The sequence below is a fragment of the Isoptericola sp. NPDC060257 genome (genome assembly GCF_042726645.1).
Classification (GTDB): domain Bacteria; phylum Actinomycetota; class Actinomycetes; order Actinomycetales; family Cellulomonadaceae; genus Isoptericola; species Isoptericola nanjingensis.
Genome location: NZ_JBHXAW010000005.1, coordinates 23377 through 40341, shown reverse-complemented (window position 1 = coordinate 40341; position 16965 = coordinate 23377). Strand labels below are relative to the sequence as shown.

Below are 16965 nucleotides of genomic sequence, written 5' to 3'. Positions count from 1 at the left end.
GGCTCGAAGGCGCCGTCCGCTTCGTCAAGGGCATCAGCGACCAGGAGCTGGTCGACCTCGTCCGCTCGGCGCAGGTCGCGTGCGTGCCCTCGCTCTACGAGGGGTTCTCGCTGCCCGCCGCCGTCCGACACTCGTGCGGATCCCCGCCGACGAACAGGAGTCGAGATGCCAGTGCGAACGCACACCCAGGAACCGGTGACAGCCGAGCTCGACCGGAGCGCGCTCGACTTCACGCCCTGGCGGTTCTGGGCCGACGCCGACGACGCCCAACGCGACCGCCAGCTCGCGCTCCAGGCGGAGCTGGGCCGCGACCGGGGGTACGAGCTCGGCGAGCGGTGCTTCGTGTCCGAGCAGGCGTCGGTGACGAACGAGGTCCTCGAGCTGGGCGACCGCGCCTACGTCGCCGCGGGCGCGTACGTCAGCGGCACCCTGCGGGCGGGCCGCGACTGCAGCCTCAACCCGTACACGGTGGTGCGTGGCGACGTGCGCCTCGGCGACGCCGTCCGCATCGGCTCGCACACGTCCGTGCTGGGGTTCAACCACTCGATGGACCCGGAGACGGAGGTGCACCGCCAGCCGCTGACCTCCGCGGGGATCACGATCGGCGACGACGTGTGGATCGGCTCCCACGTCGTCGTGCTCGACGGCGTCACGGTGGGGGACAAGGCGGTGCTGGCCGCAGGGGCGGTCGTGACCAAGGACGTGCCCGCGGGCGCCGTCGTGGGCGGCAACCCGGCGCGGCTGATCCGCTGGCGGGTGCCGGAGACCGCCGCGGCGCCGGCCGCCGGCGGGCTCGCGCGAGAGGTGCGAGAGTTCGCCGACCGGGCCCACGAGCAGGCCCGGACGTTGCTCGACCGGTGCTGGGACCCCGCGACCGGGCTGTTCGTCGACGCCCCCGGCACGGCGCCCACCGTCCGCGCCCAGTGCGACGCCGTCGAGATCGCCGACCTGCTGCTCGGCGGGCCCCCGCCGCAGCTGCCGGCCGAGGAGCAGGTCGACCGGCTGCGGTCCTGGCAGGACCCGGCCACCGGCATGGTGGGCGAGCTCGGGGCCGACCTCGTACCCGTGCCGCCCCGCCCGGGCCTGTTCGACCCCGCCGCCGGCTACCACGTCCTGTCCGTCGGGTACGCGCTCGACCTGCTCGGCAGCGCGTTCGCCCACCCGGTCGCCGTCGTGGCCGACGCGACCCCGGCCGACGTGATCGACGGCCTGGAGCGGCAGGACTGGGAGGCCGGCGCATGGTCGGCCGGCCACTGGGTCGACATCCTCGGCACCGCGATGCACGGGAACCACCGCGCCGGCGTCGCCGGGTCGCCGGGGGCGCAGGAGTCCCTGCTCGGATGGCTGCTCGCCCGGGCGGACCCGCGCACGGGCATGTGGGGCACACCGGGCGGGCCCGAAGGGCTCCTGCAGGTCGTCAACGGCTACTACCGGGCGTCGCGGGGCACGTTCGCCCAGCTCGGGCTGCCCGTGCCGTTCCCGGAGCGCGTGGTCGACACCGTGCTGGAGCACGCCCGCGACCCGCGGTTCTTCCGCCCCGAGCGGCAGAACGCGTGCAACGTGCTCGACGTCGCCCACCCGCTGTGGCTCACGCGCGGCACCGGCCACCGCGGCGACGAGGTCGTCGAGCTGGCGCGAGGCCTTCTCGCGCAGGCGCTGCGCCGCTGGTCGGCCGGCGAGGGCTTCTCCTTCCAGGCCGCGCACCCGTCCACCGCAGGCACCCCGGGGACGACGCCGGGCCTGCAGGGCACGGAGATGTGGCTGGCCATCGTGTGGCTGCTCGCCGACCTCGCCGGGCTGTCCGACCAGCTCGGCTACCGGCCGCGCGGGGTGCACCGGCCGGAACCCGTCGAGCGCTGACGGGTCCCGGCCGGTCGGCGCTCAGGGCACGCGGTACCCGGCGGCCCGGAACAGTTCGTACCACTCGGCTCGCGTGAGCGGGAGGTCCGAGCCCTGCGCCGCGCCGGCGACGCGCTCCGGCGTCGTCGTCCCCAGCACGACCTGCATCCCCGCCGGGTGGCGCGTGATCCACGCGACCGCGACCGCGATGGGCGGCACGTCGTACTTCGCGGCGAGGCGGTCGATCACCGCGTTGAGCTCGGGGTAGTCGTCCGAGCCGAGGAAGACGCCGGTGAAGAACCCGGCCTGGAACGGCGACCAGGCCTGCACCGTGATGTCGTGCAGGCGGCAGTAGTCGAGGATGCCGCCGCCGTCGAGGGTGAGCGACTGGTCCTCGCCGGCCATGTTGGCCGCGACGCCCTGCGCCACGATCGGCGCGTGGGTGATCGACAGCTGCAGCTGGTTGGCGACGATCGGCTGGCGCACCGACTTCTTCAGCAGCTCGATCTGGCCGGGCGTGTGGTTGGAGACGCCGAAGGCACGCACCTTGCCGGACGACTCGAGGTGGTCGAACGCGCGCGCCACCTCGTCCGGCTCCACGAGCGCGTCGGGGCGGTGCAGCAGGAGCACGTCGAGGTAGTCGGTGCCGAGCGCGGCGAGGGAGTCCTCGACGGACTCGACGAGGTGCTCGTACGAGAAGTCGAAGTACGGGCCCTCGCGCACGATGCCGGCCTTGGACTGGATGGTGAGCTGCTCGCGCTCGGACGGCGTCAGCCGCATCGCCTCGGCGAAGCGGCGCTCGCAGCCGTGCAGCTCCTCGCCGTAGACGTCGGCGTGGTCGACGAAGTCGATGCCGGCGTCGCGGGCGGTGCGCACGAGCTCGCGGACGGCGTCGTCGTCCAGCTGCTGGATGCGCATGAGGCCGAGCACGACGTTCGGGACCTGGCGGCCGGTGGTGCCCAGGGGGACGGTTCGCATGGATCCTCCTCGATCGGGGAGAGGTGGGTCGGTGGTGGTGCGGCGGGTCAGGAGCCGGAGAGCTCGGCGAGCTCCTCGGCGGTGAGGACGAGGTCGACGGCACGCGCGGAGTCCTCGACGCTCGCCGGTCGCGACGCCCCCGGGATGGGGACGACGACGGGCGCGAGCGCGAGCTCCCACGCGAGGGTGACCTGCTGCGGGCTGACGCCGCGGGCCTCGGCGACGCGGCCGAACGCGGCGTGCGCGGTGCCGACCTCGCCCGCCCGGCGGATCCCGCCGAGCGGCGACCAGGGCAGGAACGCGACGCCGAGGGACGCGCAGTGCTCGAGCTCGACCAGGCTGGAGCGGAACGCGGGCGAGAACTGGTTCTGCACGGACGCGAGCCGTCCGCCCAGCACCTCGTTCGCCTCGTCGATCTGCGCGACGCTCGCGTTCGAGATGCCGGCCTCGACGATGGTGCCCTCGTCGAGCAGCTCGACGAGCGCGCCGATCGACTCGGCGTAGGGCACGGCGGGGTCCGGGCGGTGGAACTGGTAGAGCCCGATCGCCTCGACGCCGAGGCGGCGGGCGGACTCCTGGGCGGCCTTCTTGAGGTGCTCGGGGCGGCCGTCCTGCGTCCACGACCCGTCGCCGGGGCGCAGGTGGCCGCCCTTGGTGGCGACCAGGACGCCGGACGCGTCGCCGCCCCAGGAGCGCAGCGCGCGGGCGATCAGCTCCTCGTTGTGGCCGACCTCGTCGGCGTGCAGGTGGTAGGCGTCGGCGGTGTCGATCAGGGTGATCCCGGCATCCAGCGCCGCGTGGATCGTGGCGACCGAGCGCGCCTCGTCGGGGCGCCCCTCGATGGACATCGGCATGCCGCCGAGCCCGATCGCGCTGACGGTCCGGGTTCCGATCGTGCGAGCTTTCACGGCTCTCCTCATGCCGTCGGTGGAGCTGTCGTCGGCGGCTTGTGTCGTCGGTGGCTCCGACGATAGGAAGGGGACCGTTGATGAGTCCAACAACTTGACCTGATGGGTTTCAGCACCGGGAGCGATCAATGGAGCTGCGGCAGATGGAGTACCTCGTCGCGGTGGCGGAGGAGGGCCACTTCACGCACGCGGCGGCGCTCTGCGGCGTCACGCAGTCCGGCCTGTCCGCCGCGATCCGGAACCTCGAGCGCGAGCTCGGGGCCGACCTGTTCGCGCGCACCACGCGGCAGGTCGCGCTCACGGACGCCGGGCGGGCGCTGCTGCCGTTCGCACGGCGGATGCTCGCCCAGGCCGCCGCGGGGCGCGACGCCGTCCTGCGGGCGAGCCACCAGCTCTCGGGCCGGCTGCGGCTCGGCGCCGAGCAGTGCCTCGGCGTGGTCGACGTCGCGCCGCTGCTCGAGCGGTTCCGCCTGCGCTACCCGCTCGTGGACGTCCAGTTCACCCAGGCCGGATCGCGCGAGCTCACCGCGCAGGTGCGGGCGGGCGACCTCGACGTCGCGTTCGTCGCGGCCACCGAGCACCTCGGCTCCCTGCGCCGGCTCGAGCTCGGCCGCCGCCCGATCGTGCTGCTCACGCACGCGACCGACCCGCTCGCCTCGGCCCCCGAGGTCGCGTGGGAGGACCTCGTCGACCGCGACTTCGTCGACTTCCGGGAGCAGTGGGCCATCCGGCGGCTCGCCGACGACGCGTTCGGCGCCCGGCACCTCGAGCGCCGGGTGCGGATGAGCGTCGACGACGTGCACACGCTGCTCGACTTCGTGCAGCGCGGCCTCGGCATCGCCGTCGTCCCGCAGCACGTCGCGACCAAGCCGCAGGCCGCGGGCCTCGCGGTGCTGGAGCTGCCCGCGCGCGGGACGCCCGAGTGGGTGGTCGCCGCGATCGCGGCGCCGACCGCCGAGCCCACCGCCGCCCGCCTGCTCGAGCTCGTCGGGGAGGCGAACCTGGCCGTGGCGCAGCCGGCCTGACGGCGGCCTGCGGCCGCGCCGTGATCTGCTCCCGCCGGTAGCGTCGGCACCGCCCGAGAGCCGGGCCGAACGAGGAGGTCATCGTGCGCGTCGCCGTCCTGGACGACTACCAGCGGGTCGCCCGCCGCTTCGCGGACTGGGCGGGCCTGGGGGCCGAGGTCGACGTCGTCGACCACCCGCTGGCCGACGACGACGCGGTGGTCGCCGCGCTCGCGGGGTACGACGTCGTCGTCGCGATGCGCGAGCGCACGCCGTTCACCGCCGCGCGGCTGGCGCGCCTGCCCGACCTGCGGCTGCTGGTGACGACCGGGCGGCAGAACGCGGCGATCGACCTCGACGCGGCGCGCGAGCGCGGCGTCGTCGTGTGCGGCACGGAGTCCCCGGCGAACGCGACGCCCGAGCTCACGTGGGCGCTGATCCTCGCGGTGCTGCGGCACGTGCCCGCCGAGGACCGGGCGGTGCGCGACGGCGGGTGGCAGCACACCGTCGGCGGCGACCTGGAGGGTCGACGGTTGGGCATCGTCGGGCTCGGGCGTCTCGGCGCGCGCGTGGCGCGGGTCGGCCAGGCGTTCGGGATGGACGTCGTCGCCTGGAGCCAGCGCCTCGACCCGGCGAAGGCCGCGGAGGCGGGGGTGCGCGCCGTCGCGAAGGACGAGCTGTTCGCGACGTCGGACGTCGTCACCGTGCACTACAAGCTGAGCGACCGCAGCCGCGGCATCGTGGGCGCCGACGACCTGGCCCGCATGAAGCCCACCGCCGTCCTCGTCAACACCTCGCGCGGGCCGCTCGTGGACACGGACGCCCTGCTCGCCGCGCTGCACGACGGCCGGATCGGCGGGGCCGGGCTGGACGTGTACGACGTCGAGCCGCTGCCCGCCGACCACCCGCTGCGCTCCGCGCCGCGCACGGTGCTCACGCCGCACGTCGGGTACGTCACCGAGGCGACGTACCGCACCTTCTACGGCCAGGCCGTGGAGGACGTCGCCGCCTGGGCGGCGGGGGCGCCGGTGCGGGTGCTGACGTAAGGGTCCTCAGACGGACATGCCCACGCTGTCGAACGTCGACGACGTGGAGAAGACGGTGAGCAGGCCGCCGAACACGAACAGCATCATGAACACGACGTAGAGCACCGCGATCGACGTGAAGATGATCGACAGCCACAGGCCCCACTTGCCGAGCGGGTTGTCGACGCCGGCCTTCTTCGACTCCGAGAGCGCCATCGCGGACACGACGATGCCCGCGGGGGAGATGACGAACGCGAGGATGAAGCCGACGATGCCCATCGTGCGGCCCGGAGGCTCCGGGGCGTAGGCGGGGTACGCCGGGTACGACGCCTGGGGGTACTGGCCCTGGGGGTACTGGCCCTGCGCGGCCGGGTAGCCCTGCTGCGGGTACGCCTGCTGCGGGTAGGCCTGCTCGGAGTAGCCGGGCTGGGGCTGCTGCTGGCTCGGCTCCTGGTACGGCTGACCGGGCTGGTACGGATCGCTCACCGGCACAGTGTGACGCAGCGCGGGGCGGAGGTCGAGCACGTCGTCAGCCCGGGACGGCTCGGGCGTAGCGCGCCGCCAGCACGCGCAGGTGCTCGACCAGCTCGGGCGGTTCGGAGACGTGGAAGTCGAGGCCGAGGAGGCCGATCCAGACCGCGACGACCTCGGCGCTGTCGCCGCCGGTGACGAGCACGGACCGTCCGTCGGGCAGGGGCTGCACCGTGCCGACCGCGGGGTTGATCCGCGCCAGGACCTCCTGCGCCGGCGCGTCGACGACGACGCGAGCGTGGAACGCCCACCCCGTGCGCGCCACCTCCTGCACGACGAACGTCGTGAGGTCGCCGGGGAACTCGACCGGGGTGAACCGCCGCCCGCCGGGGGTGCGCAGGCGCAGCCAGTCGACGCGGTAGGGCGCCCAGGTGCCGGTGGACGGGTCGCGGGCCACGAGGAACCACCGGTGCTGCCAGGCGACCAGGTGGTGCGGCTCGAGCTCCAGCGGCTCGCCCTGGTAGTCGCAGCGCACGCCCCGGTGGTCGCGGATCGCCGCGGCCAGCGCGGTGAGCTCCTCCGGGTCGACCTCGGGCTCCTCGGTGTAGGGGCCGGTGTTCGCCGGCCCTGCCGTCGAGGCGGTCCGCAGCGCCGACACCCGGCGCCGCAGGCGGTCGGGCAGCACCTGCTCCAGCTTGGTGAGCGCGGACTGGCCGGACTCCTCGAAGCCGGCCGTGCCGGTCGCGGCGCGCAGCCCGACGGCGACCGCGACCGCCTCGCCGTCGTCGAGCAGGAGCGGAGGGAGCCGCGCGCCCGCGCCGAGCCGGTAGCGCCCGCCCGGGCCGCGCACGGCGTGGACGGGGTAGCCCAGCTCGCGCAGCCGCGCGACGTCGTTGCGCACGGTGCGGTCGGTGACGTCGAGGCGGTCGGCGAGCTCCGCGCCGGACCAGTCGGGGCGGGACTGGAGCAGCCCGAGCAGCGCGAGCAGACGTGCGGACGTGGAGCCCATCGAGACCTCCGGGAGGGTCGCCGGGGACGTGCTGAGAACTCGTCGAAACTCGTCCAGAATAGAGGAAAGAACCGTTCCTGAACGGTTCCTATCGTGGGGTTCAGGAGCTGGGGCACGGGCCCGGCTCACGACCTGGGAGAACGTCATGGACGCCACCACCCGCCTCGAGCTCCGCCCCTTCACCGTCGCCGTCCCGCAGGCCGACCTGGACGACCTGCAGCAGCGCCTCGAGCGCACCCGCTTCGCGCCGGCAGCCCCCGGCGACTCGTGGGAGTACGGCACCCCCGAGTCGTACCTGCGCGACATGGTCGAGCGCTGGAAGGCCTTCGACTGGCGCGCCGTGGAGGCGCGGCTCAACGCCTACCCGCAGTTCACCGCCGCGATCGACGGGCAGCCGATCCACTTCCTGCACGTGCGCTCGCCGCACCCGGGCGCGACGCCGCTGCTGCTCGCGCACACCTACCCCGGCTCGGTGCTCGACTTCCTCGACATGATCGACCCGCTCGTCGACCCCGTCGCCCACGGCGGGCGTGCCGAGGACGCGTTCGACGTCGTCGTGCCGTCCATGCCCGGCTTCGGGTTCTCGACGCCGCTGGTGGGCGAGGGGTGGACGATGGCGCGCGTCGCGCGCACGTACGACGCGCTCATGCGGGGGCTCGGCTACGACGCGTACGGCATCCACGGCAGCGACGGCGGCGCGATGGTGTCGCGCGAGCTGGCGGTGCTCGACCCGGAGGGCTTCCTCGGGGCCCACGTGCTGCAGCTGTTCTCGTTCCCGTCCGGCGCGGAGGGGGAGATGGACGGGTTCGGCGAGAAGGAGTACGCCGCCCTCGGCCACCTGCAGTGGTTCCAGTCGGTGGGGGCCTACAACGTCATGAACGCGTCGCGCCCGCAGACGATGGCGGCCGGGCTGGCCGACTCGCCCGTCGCGACGCTCGCATACCACGAGCTCTTCGAGAGCTTCGGCAACGGGACGTCGCTGGTGAGCCCGGAGCAGGTGCTCGCCCAGGCCACGCTGTACTGGCTGACCAACACCTACGCGACGGCGGCGCGGTACCACTACGCGGAGCAGCGCTCCGGCGCCGAGCCCGTGGTGAGCACCGGGCGGATCGGCGTGGCCGTCTTCCAGGACGACTTCCAGACGATCCGTGCCTTCGCCGAGCGCGACAACGCGCGCATCGAGCACTGGTCGGAGTTCCCGCGCGGCGGCCACTACGCCGCGCTGGAGGTGCCCGACGACGTCGTCGCCGACCTGCGGGTGTTCTTCGGCTGAGCCGGCCGGACCGTCACTTCGGCAATGAGCGGATCTGTTCGGCAGGGGACGTTGCCGAACAGATCTGCTCCGTGCCGAACTGATCGTCGTGGTGGAATCGACGGGTGTTCACACGACCCCGCACCCGCCTCGACCTGGTCCCCCGCCGCGTGCGCGTGCACGCCGTCACCGAGCTGACCGGCACGCTGCGCCGCACCACGTTCCGCGACGTCGACGGTGCGGACCCGGGCGCCCCGATGTCGCTCGCGGCGCTGCGGGCGCCCGGCCCGGAGGACCACGTCAAGGTGTTCCTGCCCGACCCGGCCACCGGCGAGTTGCACGCCCCCACCCTGGCCGCGGACGGCGGCCTGCAGCGCCCGACCGGCGTCGTGTCCATCTCGCGGGACTACACCGTGCGGGCCGCGCGGACGGTCGACGGCGTGGCCGAGGTCGACGTCGACTGGGTGCTGCACGGCGACGAGGGGCCGGCGTCGGCCTGGGCGTCCCGGGCGTCCGTGGGCGACGAGGTCGTGCTCGCGGGGCCGCGCGGCAGCGTCGGGGTGCCGGACGGGATCGGCAGGCTGACCCTGGCCGGCGACGAGACCGGCCTGCCGGCCCTCGCCCGCTGGGTGGCCGCCGTCGGGACGGACGTGCCGGTGACCGCGATCGTCGAGATCGGCGACGACGTCGACGAGGCGCACGTCGAGCGCGAGCTGGACGGCGCGACCGTCGAGATCCTCTACCGGACCGACGGCCCGGGGCAGCTCGCGGACGCCGTGCGCTCCCTGGGCGGGCTGGAGCCCGACGAGCTGTTCGTCGGGCTCGGCGAGGCCAACGACCTGGTCCCCGTGCGCCGCTACCTCCGGCGCGAGCTGGGGCTGCCCGCCGAGCAGGTGCACGTCTCCGGGTACTGGCGGCGCGGCACGGTCAACCTCGACCACCACCTGCCGATCGACCCGAGCGACCCGGACTGACCCGCCTTGCCGGACGCCGCGGAGTGACGTACCGCGTCAGGCGGCGGCGTTCTCCGTCTCGCCGCGCAGGGCGTCGATCTGCTCCTGCAGCGTGGACAGCAGGTCGGCCACCTGGTCGGAGCCGCTCTCCCGCGCCTCGCCCGTCACGTGCTTGACCTCGGCGGATGCCGCCTCGAGCGCCACCTGCGCGTCCTCGAGGGCGACGACCGCGCCGTCCTGGGACTTCTCGGCCCGCGCGAGCGCCTCGCGCGCCTCGTCGGTCGCGGCCTGGGCGGAGGCCATCGCGTTCGTGACGTCGGTGCGGAGCTCGTCGGGGATGCCGGTCACCTGCTCCTCGATGCGCTGCAGGTCGGAGTCGATGGCCTCGGCCTGGCTCTGCGCGTCGGCGATGAACTGTTCGACGTCGGCGGGGGCGGAACACGCGCCGAGCATCATCGCGAGGGCGAGGAGGCTCGCCGCGGCGAGACGGGTCGTCGTCTTGCCCTTCGTGGTGCTCGTCGTCGCTGACGTCATGGCCACGATTCTGCACTGCCAACCTGAACATTCCCTTATGGGGCCGTGGAGATCTTGCACACAGCGACCGTCCCGGCTGCCCAGGACGGCGACGCCCCGCGGCGGCAGGATGACGCCATGAGTGCGCTGACGACGTCCGAGCTGACGGCGATCTACACCGACCTGCACGCCCACCCGGAGCTCGGTTTCGCCGAGCACCGCACGGCCCGGGTCGTGGCCGACCGGCTCCACGGCTGGGGCTACGACGTGCACGAGGGGATCGGCGGGACGGGCGTCGCAGGCGTCCTGGCGAACGGCGCGGGGCCGCGCGTGCTGCTGCGCGCGGACATGGACGGGCTGCCGGTCACCGAGCGGACCGGGCTGCCCTACGCGTCGACGCAGGTCACGACGGCCGCCGACGGTCAGGAGACCGGCGTCATGCACGCCTGCGGCCACGACGTGCACGTCACCTGCCTGCTCGGCGCCGCGGCCGAGCTCGCGGCGCGACGGGACACCTGGTCGGGCACGCTCCTGCTCGTCTTCCAGCCGGCGGAGGAGCTGGGCAACGGCGCGCGGGCCATGCTCGACGACGGCCTGTACGCGACCGTCGGCGGCGCGCCGGACGTCGTGCTCGGCCAGCACGTCATGCCCACGCCCGCCGGCGTGGTGAGCGTGACGCCGGGCGTCGCGATGTCGGCCACGGACTCGCTGCGGATCACGCTGCACGGGCGTGGGGGCCACGGGTCGATGCCGGAGACCACCGTGGACCCCGTGCTCATGGCCGCGGCCACGGTGCAGCGGCTCCAGGGCGTCGTGTCCCGCGAGATCGCGGCGAGCGACTCGGCGGTCGTGACGGTCGGGGCGATCCACGCCGGGACCCAGCCCAACATCATCCCGGACCGCGCCGAGCTGCTCGTCAACGTGCGGACCTTCACCGAGCCGGTGCGCGAGCGCGTGCTCGGCGCGATCCGGCGCATCGTCGAGGCCGAGGCCGCCGCGTCCGGCGCCCCCGGGGCGCCCGAGGTCGAGACGATCACCACCTTCGCGGCCATGGTCAACGACCCGGCGGCGGCCGAGCGCACCCGCCCGGTGCTGGCCGCCGCGCTGGAGGGGCAGCGGGGCCTGATCGAGTCGGTCGGCGGCCGGCCCGCCGTCCTGACCCTGCCGCCGATGGCGGCGTCGGAGGACGTCGGCGAGCTCGCCACCGACGCCGGCGCGCCGCTCGTGTACTGGTTCCTGGGCGGCTTCGACCCGGCCCGGTTCGCCGGCGTCGACCTGACGGCCGGCCGGCTCCCCGAGGGCGTCGCGTCCAACCACTCGCCGTTCTTCGCTCCCGTGCCCGAGCCGACGCTGGACCTCGGCGTCGCGACGCTCGTCGCCGCCGCGCGGGAGTGGCTCGCCTGACCCACGCTCGGTGCGCGCGGCGGGTCAGCGGGCGCCCAGCCGGCGGCTGATCTCGGCGGCGGCACGACCGGCCGCTGCGGCGAGCTCGTCGCGACGGGCGGCGTCGACGTCGTCGGACCAGAACGTCAGCGCCACGCCCGCCACCGGGTGGCCGGTGTGGTCGAGCGCGGCGTGCGCGACGGACGCGAGGCCGGTCGTGACCTCGCCGTCCTCGGTGGCGTGGCCGCGGCGGCGGGTGTCGCGCAGCACCTCGCGCAGGTCGCGCAGCGTGCGCGGGCCGACGCCGGTGCGGTCGGCGAGCGCCGCCGCCGACGGGAACAGCGCCCGTACCTGCGGGGCGGGCAGCAGCGCCAGCACCGCCCGGCCGCTGGCGGTGAGGTGGCTGGGGAGGCGGACGTCGACGTCGGTCACGAGGCTGGGCCGGTGCGGCGCGCGCTGCTCCACGAGGTACAGCACCTCGCGGCCGTGCAGCACGGCGAGGTGCGCGCTCTCGCCCGTCGTCTCGACCAGCCGCGCGACGACGGGGCGCGCCAGCCGGGCGAGCGGCGCCTGCCGCGCGTACGCCGACCCGAGGGACAGCGACGCCGTCCCCAGCCCGTAGCGGTGCTCCTCCGGCAGGTGCGTCACGAAGCCCTCGTCCACCAGCACGGACAGCAGGTGGTAGACGGTGGACCGCGGCAGGCCCAGGTGCTGCGCGACAGCCGCCGCCGGGACCGGGCCCGCCTGCGCGGCGAGGTACGTCAGCAGCCGGAGCGTGCTGCGCGCCGCCGGGACGTCCGCCATCGGGCCTCATTCGCGAGCTGCAACGTGTCTGGGATCCCAGACTGAACCTCGCCGGAACCCGTGTCCAGCAGGCCGCGGACGGTGTGTGCTGGCGGCATGACCGTCACCAACTCCCGCGCCGCCGCCGAGCACCGTGTCGTCGAGATCGGCGGCGACCTGCTGACCGTCGACGCCGTCGTCGCGGTTGCCCGCCACGGCGCGCAGGTCCACCTCACCGACCGCGCGCTGGCGGGGATGGCGGCGAGCCGCGCCGTCGTCGAGGACCTCGCCGACGACGCCCGCCCGCACTACGGCGTCTCCACCGGGTTCGGCGCCCTCGCCCGCCGCCACATCCCCACCGACAAGCGGGCGCAGCTGCAGCTCGGGCTGGTGCGCTCGCACGCCGCGGGCAGCGGCCCCGAGGTGGAGCGCGAGGTGGTGCGCGCGCTGCAGCTGCTCCGGCTCGCGACGCTCGCCACCGGCCGCACGGGCGCCCGCCCGGTGGTCGCGGAGACGTACGTGGCGATGCTCAACGCCGGCATCACGCCGGTCGTGCACGAGTACGGGTCGCTCGGCTGCTCCGGCGACCTGGCGCCGCTGGCGCACGTGGCGCTCGCCGCGCTGGGGGAGGGCCCGGTGCGGGTGGCGGCACCGTCGGGCGCCGAGGGCGACCGCGTCGACGCCGCCGACGCGCTCCGATCGGCCGGCATCGCGCCGCTGGAGCTGCGGGAGAAGGAGGGCCTGGCCCTCATCAACGGCACTGACGGCATGCTCGGGATGCTGTGCCTCGCGCTGGACGACCTGCACCGCCTGCTCGCGACGGCGGACGTCGCCGCGGCGTCGAGCGTCGAGGCGCTGCTCGGCTCGGACGCGCCGTTCGCCGAGGACCTGGTGGGCATGCGACCGCACCCGGGGCAGGCGGCGTCGGCCGCGAACCTGCGGGCGCTGCTCGCCGGGTCGCCGGTCGTGGCGAGCCACCGGACGTTCGACGCCGACGGCCGCCCCGAGTGCACCCGCGTGCAGGACGCCTACTCGCTGCGCTGCGCGCCGCAGGTGCACGGCGCCGCGCGGGACACCGTCGAGCACGCGGCGTCGGTCGCGGGGCGTGAGCTCGCGTCGGCGATCGACAACCCCGTCGTCACGGTGGACGGCCGGGTCGAGTCGAACGGCAACTTCCACGGCGCGCCCGTCGCGTACGTGCTCGACTTCCTCGCGATCGCCGTGGCCGACGTCGCGAGCATGAGCGAGCGGCGCACCGACCGGTTCCTCGACGTCGCGCGCAACGAAGGGCTGCCGGCGTTCCTCGCCGACGACCCGGGCGTCGACTCCGGCCTCATGATCGCCCAGTACACGGCCGCCGGGATCGTCTCGGAGCTCAAGCGGCTGGCCGCGCCGGCGAGCGTCGACTCCATCCCGTCGTCGGCGATGCAGGAGGACCACGTGTCCATGGGCTGGGCCGGGGCGCGCAAGCTCCGCCGCGCCGTCGACGGCCTGGGCCGCGTGCTCGCCGTCGAGCTCATGACCGCCGCCCGCGCCCTCGACCTGCGCTGCACCCCCGGGACGGGCCTGTCGCCGGCCGCCGGCACCGGCGCCGTCCACGCGCTGCTGCGCACCGCCGTCCCCGGCCCCGGGCCGGACCGGTTCCTCGCCCCCGAGATCGACGCCGTGGCGCGGCTCGTCGCCGACGGCGACGTCGTCGCCGCCGCGAGCGCCGCCGTCGGCCCGCTCCGCTGACCCGCCCGAACGACCCCGAAGGAGACGACGATGTCCCACGCCATGTCCTACGACCGAGGGACCCCCGTCCCCGTCCGCGCGCCGCGCGGCACGACGCTCACCGCCCGCAGCTGGCAGACCGAGGCGCCGCTGCGGATGCTCATGAACAACCTGGACCCCGAGGTGGCGGAGCGCCCCGACGACCTGGTCGTCTACGGCGGCACCGGCCGCGCGGCGCGCGACTGGCCGAGCTACCACGCCATCGTCCGCACCCTCACGACGCTGGCCGACGACGAGACGCTGCTGGTGCAGTCCGGCAAGCCGGTGGGGGTGCTGCGCACGCACGAGTGGGCGCCGCGGGTGCTGATCGCCAACAGCAACCTCGTGGGCGACTGGGCCACGTGGCCGGAGTTCCGGAGGCTCGAGGCGCAGGGCCTCACGATGTACGGGCAGATGACGGCCGGGTCGTGGATCTACATCGGCGCGCAGGGCATCCTCCAGGGCACGTACGAGACGCTCGCCGCGGTGGCCGCCAAGCGGTTCGGCGGCACGCTGGCGGGGACCTTGACGCTCACCGGCGGGTGCGGCGGCATGGGCGGCGCGCAGCCGCTGGCCGTCACGCTCAACGGCGGCGTGTGCCTCGTGGTCGACGTCGACCGGTCGCGCCTCGAGCGGCGCGTGCGCGAGCGCTACCTCGACGAGGTGGCCGACGACCTGGACGACGCCGTCCGGCGGGTCGAGGCGGCGAAGGCGGAGCGGCGGGCGCTGTCCGTCGGCGTGGAGGGCAACAGCGCGGAGGTCGTGCCCGAGCTGCTGCGCCGGGGCGTGGCGGTGGACGTCGTGACGGACCAGACGTCGGCGCACGACCCGCTGTCCTACCTGCCCGTCGGCGTCTCGGTGGACGAGTGGCACGACTACGCGGCCGCCAAGCCGGAGGAGTTCACCGACCGGGCGCGCGAGTCGATGGCCCGGCACGTGGAGGGCATGGTCGGCTTCCTCGACGCGGGCGCGGAGGTGTTCGACTACGGAAACTCGATCCGCGACGAGGCGCGCCGCGGAGGCTTCGACCGGGCGTTCGACTTCCCGGGCTTCGTCCCCGCCTACATCCGGCCGCTGTTCGCGCAGGGCAAGGGCCCGTTCCGCTGGGCCGCGCTGTCCGGCGACGCGCGTGACATCGCCGCCACCGACAAGGCCGTCCTCGACCTCTTCCCCGACGACGACCACCTGCACCGCTGGATCCGCGCCGCCCAGGAGCGCGTCGCGTTCCAGGGGCTGCCCGCGCGCATCTGCTGGCTCGGCCACGGCGAGCGCGACCGTGCGGGGCTGGCGTTCAACGACCTCGTCGCCTCCGGGGAGGTGAGCGCGCCGGTCGTCATCGGCCGCGACCACCTCGACTCCGGCTCCGTCGCCTCCCCGTACCGGGAGACGGAGGGCATGGCCGACGGCTCCGACGCCATCGCCGACTGGCCGCTGCTCAACGCGCTCACGGCCGCGTCGTCCGGCGCCACCTGGGTGTCGCTGCACCACGGCGGCGGCGTCGGGATGGGGCGGTCCATCCACGCCGGGCAGGTGTCCGTCGCGGACGGCACCGACCTGGCCGCGCAGAAGCTCGCGCGCGTGCTGTCCAACGACCCGGGGCTCGGCGTCCTGCGCCACGTCGACGCCGGGTACGACGACGCCGTGGCCGCGGCGTCGCGGGGCGGGCTGCGCGTGCCGATGCGAGAGTCGTAGGCATGCGCGAGGTGGAGCACCCGGGCGGTTCGCACCCGGCCACGCTGATCCTGGGGATCGGCGAGCTCACGACGAACGCCCCGGACGCCGTGGGCGTCGACCCGGTCGACGACCCGACGGGCGTGATCCGGGACGCCGCGCTGCTGCTCGACGGCGGGCGCGTCGCCTGGGCGGGCCCCGAGAGCGCGTGCGCCGACGGCGTCGAGGCGGCGCTGGGGCGCGCGCCGGACCGCGTCGTCGGGGTCGAGGGCCGCGCGGTGATCCCCGGCTTCGTGGACTCGCACAGCCACCTGGTGTTCGCCGGGGACCGGTCGGCGGAGTTCGAGGCACGCATGGCCGGGCGCCCGTACGCCGCGGGCGGGATCCGCACCACGGTCGCGGCCACGCGCGCGGCGTCGGACGACGCGCTGCGGGCGGTGCTGCGCCGGCACGTCGACCAGGCGCTCGCGCAGGGCACGACGACCCTCGAGACCAAGAGCGGGTACGGGCTGAGCGTCGCCGACGAGGAGCGGGCCGTGCGCCTTGCCCGCGAGGTCACCGACGAGGTGACGTTCCTCGGCGCGCACGTCGTGCCGCCCGAGCACTTCGGCGACCCGGACGGCTACGTCGACCTCGTCGTCGGCGACATGCTCGCCGCCTGCGCGCCGCACGCCCGCTGGGTCGACGTGTTCTGCGAGACCGGGGCGTTCACGCCCGAGCAGTCGCGCCGGGTGCTGGAGGCCGGCGCTGCCGCCGGGCTGGGCGTGCGCGTGCACGCGAACCAGCTCGGGCCGGGCGAGGGCGTGCGCCTCGCCGTCGACCTCGGCGCCGCCGCCGTCGACCACTGCACGTACCTGTCCGACGACGACGTCGCGGCGCTCGCGTCGTCGTGGGCGGCCTCCCCGGCGAGCTCCGGCGAGGCGCACGGCACGGTGGCGACGCTGCTGCCCGGCGTCGAGTTCTCCACCCGCCAGCCGTACCCCGACGCGCGCCGCCTGCTCGACGCGGGCGCCGTCGTCGCGCTGGCCAGCGACTGCAACCCCGGCTCGTCGTACACGAGCTCCATGCCGCTCATGGTGGCGCTCGCGGTGCGGGAGACCGGCATGACCGTCGCCGAGGCCGTCTGGGCCGCGACGGCGGGCGGGGCCCGCGCGCTGCGCCGCGACGACGTCGGGCACCTCGCGCCCGGCGCCCGCGCCGACGTCGTCGTCCTCGACGCGCCGAGCCGCACGCACCTCGCCTACCGCCCCGGCGTCCCGCTGGTGCACGCCCTCTGGAAGGACGGTCGGGCTCCTCGGCCGTGAACCCCAGACCACCCGGGTGAAATTGGGGCGTAGTGCCCACTCGAGGCCGGAATGGTGCCGAGTGTCCGATATGGTCGCGCCGCCTTGTTCTCCCGCGCATGGACCATGTGCGCCTTCGGC

The 16965-nt window shown here is 75.0% G+C and carries 15 protein-coding genes; 9 read left to right on the top strand and 6 right to left on the bottom strand.

Going from position 1 to position 16965, the window contains the following annotated elements; translation table 11 throughout:
* The first annotated feature begins 165 nt into the window (after positions 1–165).
* The gene (locus tag ACFWEK_RS01030; protein ID WP_430552791.1) at positions 166–1860 is read left to right on the top strand and encodes an acyltransferase; all 1695 of its coding nucleotides are present in this window, start codon (positions 166–168) and stop codon (positions 1858–1860) included.
* A 21-nt stretch (positions 1861–1881) separates the two neighbouring features.
* Here ACFWEK_RS01030 and ACFWEK_RS01025 read toward each other — a convergent pair whose 3' ends face one another.
* Both ACFWEK_RS01025 and ACFWEK_RS01020 read right to left on the bottom strand, forming a co-directional pair.
* On the bottom strand, positions 1882–2817 hold the full coding sequence (locus ACFWEK_RS01025; RefSeq protein ID WP_430552790.1) for an aldo/keto reductase family oxidoreductase: 936 nt from the start codon (positions 2815–2817) through the stop codon (positions 1882–1884).
* A 47-nt stretch (positions 2818–2864) separates the two neighbouring features.
* Positions 2865–3725: an aldo/keto reductase gene (locus ACFWEK_RS01020; protein ID WP_430552789.1), complete on the bottom strand. Its 861-nt coding sequence runs from the start codon at positions 3723–3725 to the stop codon at positions 2865–2867.
* A gap of 128 nt (positions 3726–3853) precedes the next feature.
* Between ACFWEK_RS01020 and ACFWEK_RS01015 the strand changes: the two genes are divergently transcribed.
* Together ACFWEK_RS01015 and ACFWEK_RS01010 are read left to right on the top strand one after the other, a co-directional pair.
* Positions 3854–4750 (top strand): LysR family transcriptional regulator, encoded by an 897-nt coding sequence (locus ACFWEK_RS01015; protein WP_430552788.1) that lies wholly within the window; start codon positions 3854–3856, stop codon positions 4748–4750.
* Positions 4751–4833: 83 nt separating this feature from the next.
* A complete protein-coding gene (locus tag ACFWEK_RS01010; protein ID WP_430552787.1) occupies positions 4834–5775 on the top strand; it encodes a D-2-hydroxyacid dehydrogenase family protein in 942 nt (313 codons plus the stop codon).
* Between the two features lie 6 nt (positions 5776–5781).
* Here ACFWEK_RS01010 and ACFWEK_RS01005 read toward each other — a convergent pair whose 3' ends face one another.
* A complete protein-coding gene (locus tag ACFWEK_RS01005; protein WP_430552786.1) occupies positions 5782–6240 on the bottom strand; it encodes a hypothetical protein in 459 nt (152 codons plus the stop codon).
* Between the two features lie 43 nt (positions 6241–6283).
* Positions 6284–7234: a helix-turn-helix transcriptional regulator gene (locus tag ACFWEK_RS01000; RefSeq protein WP_430547651.1), complete on the bottom strand. Its 951-nt coding sequence runs from the start codon at positions 7232–7234 to the stop codon at positions 6284–6286.
* A 145-nt stretch (positions 7235–7379) separates the two neighbouring features.
* Between ACFWEK_RS01000 and ACFWEK_RS00995 the strand changes: the two genes are divergently transcribed.
* Together ACFWEK_RS00995 and ACFWEK_RS00990 are read left to right on the top strand one after the other, a co-directional pair.
* Complete coding sequence (locus ACFWEK_RS00995) at positions 7380–8507, top strand: epoxide hydrolase family protein (protein ID WP_430552785.1); 1128 nt, start codon at positions 7380–7382, stop codon at positions 8505–8507.
* A gap of 104 nt (positions 8508–8611) precedes the next feature.
* Positions 8612–9460 carry a siderophore-interacting protein gene (locus ACFWEK_RS00990; protein ID WP_430552784.1) on the top strand — a complete coding sequence of 283 codons (849 nt, stop codon included), beginning with the start codon at positions 8612–8614 and terminating at the stop codon, positions 9458–9460.
* A gap of 36 nt (positions 9461–9496) precedes the next feature.
* Here the strand turns inward: ACFWEK_RS00990 and ACFWEK_RS00985 are convergent, their stop codons facing one another.
* On the bottom strand, positions 9497–9973 hold the full coding sequence (locus ACFWEK_RS00985; protein WP_430552783.1) for a hypothetical protein: 477 nt from the start codon (positions 9971–9973) through the stop codon (positions 9497–9499).
* A 117-nt stretch (positions 9974–10090) separates the two neighbouring features.
* On the opposite strand from ACFWEK_RS00985, the gene ACFWEK_RS00980 reads away from it, so the two are divergent.
* Positions 10091–11356 (top strand): amidohydrolase, encoded by a 1266-nt coding sequence (locus ACFWEK_RS00980; protein WP_430552782.1) that lies wholly within the window; start codon positions 10091–10093, stop codon positions 11354–11356.
* A gap of 24 nt (positions 11357–11380) precedes the next feature.
* Here ACFWEK_RS00980 and ACFWEK_RS00975 read toward each other — a convergent pair whose 3' ends face one another.
* A complete protein-coding gene (locus ACFWEK_RS00975; protein WP_430552781.1) occupies positions 11381–12139 on the bottom strand; it encodes an IclR family transcriptional regulator in 759 nt (252 codons plus the stop codon).
* Positions 12140–12235: 96 nt separating this feature from the next.
* Between ACFWEK_RS00975 and hutH the strand changes: the two genes are divergently transcribed.
* From hutH to hutI, 3 genes are read left to right on the top strand one after another with little or no spacing between them, the layout of a single operon-like run.
* A complete protein-coding gene (gene hutH, locus ACFWEK_RS00970) occupies positions 12236–13852 on the top strand; it encodes a histidine ammonia-lyase (RefSeq protein WP_430552780.1) in 1617 nt (538 codons plus the stop codon).
* A 30-nt stretch (positions 13853–13882) separates the two neighbouring features.
* Positions 13883–15562, top strand: a complete 1680-nt coding sequence (gene hutU / locus ACFWEK_RS00965; protein WP_430552779.1) for a urocanate hydratase — start codon at positions 13883–13885, stop codon at positions 15560–15562.
* A gap of 2 nt (positions 15563–15564) precedes the next feature.
* Positions 15565–16845, top strand: a complete 1281-nt coding sequence (gene hutI, locus ACFWEK_RS00960) for an imidazolonepropionase (protein WP_430552778.1) — start codon at positions 15565–15567, stop codon at positions 16843–16845.
* Positions 16846–16965 lie beyond the last annotated feature (120 nt).

What these genes read in the sequence shown, in the direction of transcription:
- ACFWEK_RS01030 (WP_430552791.1), top strand. Translation starts at nt 166, where the DNA reads ATGCCAGTGCGAACGCACACCCAGGAACCGGTGACAGCCGAGCTCGAC.
- ACFWEK_RS01025 (WP_430552790.1), bottom strand. Translation starts at nt 2,817, where the DNA reads ATGCGAACCGTCCCCCTGGGCACCACCGGCCGCCAGGTCCCGAACGTC.
- ACFWEK_RS01015 (WP_430552788.1), top strand. Translation starts at nt 3,854, where the DNA reads ATGGAGCTGCGGCAGATGGAGTACCTCGTCGCGGTGGCGGAGGAGGGC.
- ACFWEK_RS01000 (WP_430547651.1), bottom strand. Translation starts at nt 7,234, where the DNA reads ATGGGCTCCACGTCCGCACGTCTGCTCGCGCTGCTCGGGCTGCTCCAG.
- ACFWEK_RS00995 (WP_430552785.1), top strand. Translation starts at nt 7,380, where the DNA reads ATGGACGCCACCACCCGCCTCGAGCTCCGCCCCTTCACCGTCGCCGTC.
- ACFWEK_RS00985 (WP_430552783.1), bottom strand. Translation starts at nt 9,973, where the DNA reads ATGACGTCAGCGACGACGAGCACCACGAAGGGCAAGACGACGACCCGT.
- ACFWEK_RS00980 (WP_430552782.1), top strand. Translation starts at nt 10,091, where the DNA reads ATGAGTGCGCTGACGACGTCCGAGCTGACGGCGATCTACACCGACCTG.
- ACFWEK_RS00975 (WP_430552781.1), bottom strand. Translation starts at nt 12,139, where the DNA reads ATGGCGGACGTCCCGGCGGCGCGCAGCACGCTCCGGCTGCTGACGTAC.
- hutH (WP_430552780.1), top strand. Translation starts at nt 12,236, where the DNA reads ATGACCGTCACCAACTCCCGCGCCGCCGCCGAGCACCGTGTCGTCGAG.
- hutU (WP_430552779.1), top strand. Translation starts at nt 13,883, where the DNA reads ATGTCCCACGCCATGTCCTACGACCGAGGGACCCCCGTCCCCGTCCGC.
- hutI (WP_430552778.1), top strand. Translation starts at nt 15,565, where the DNA reads ATGCGCGAGGTGGAGCACCCGGGCGGTTCGCACCCGGCCACGCTGATC.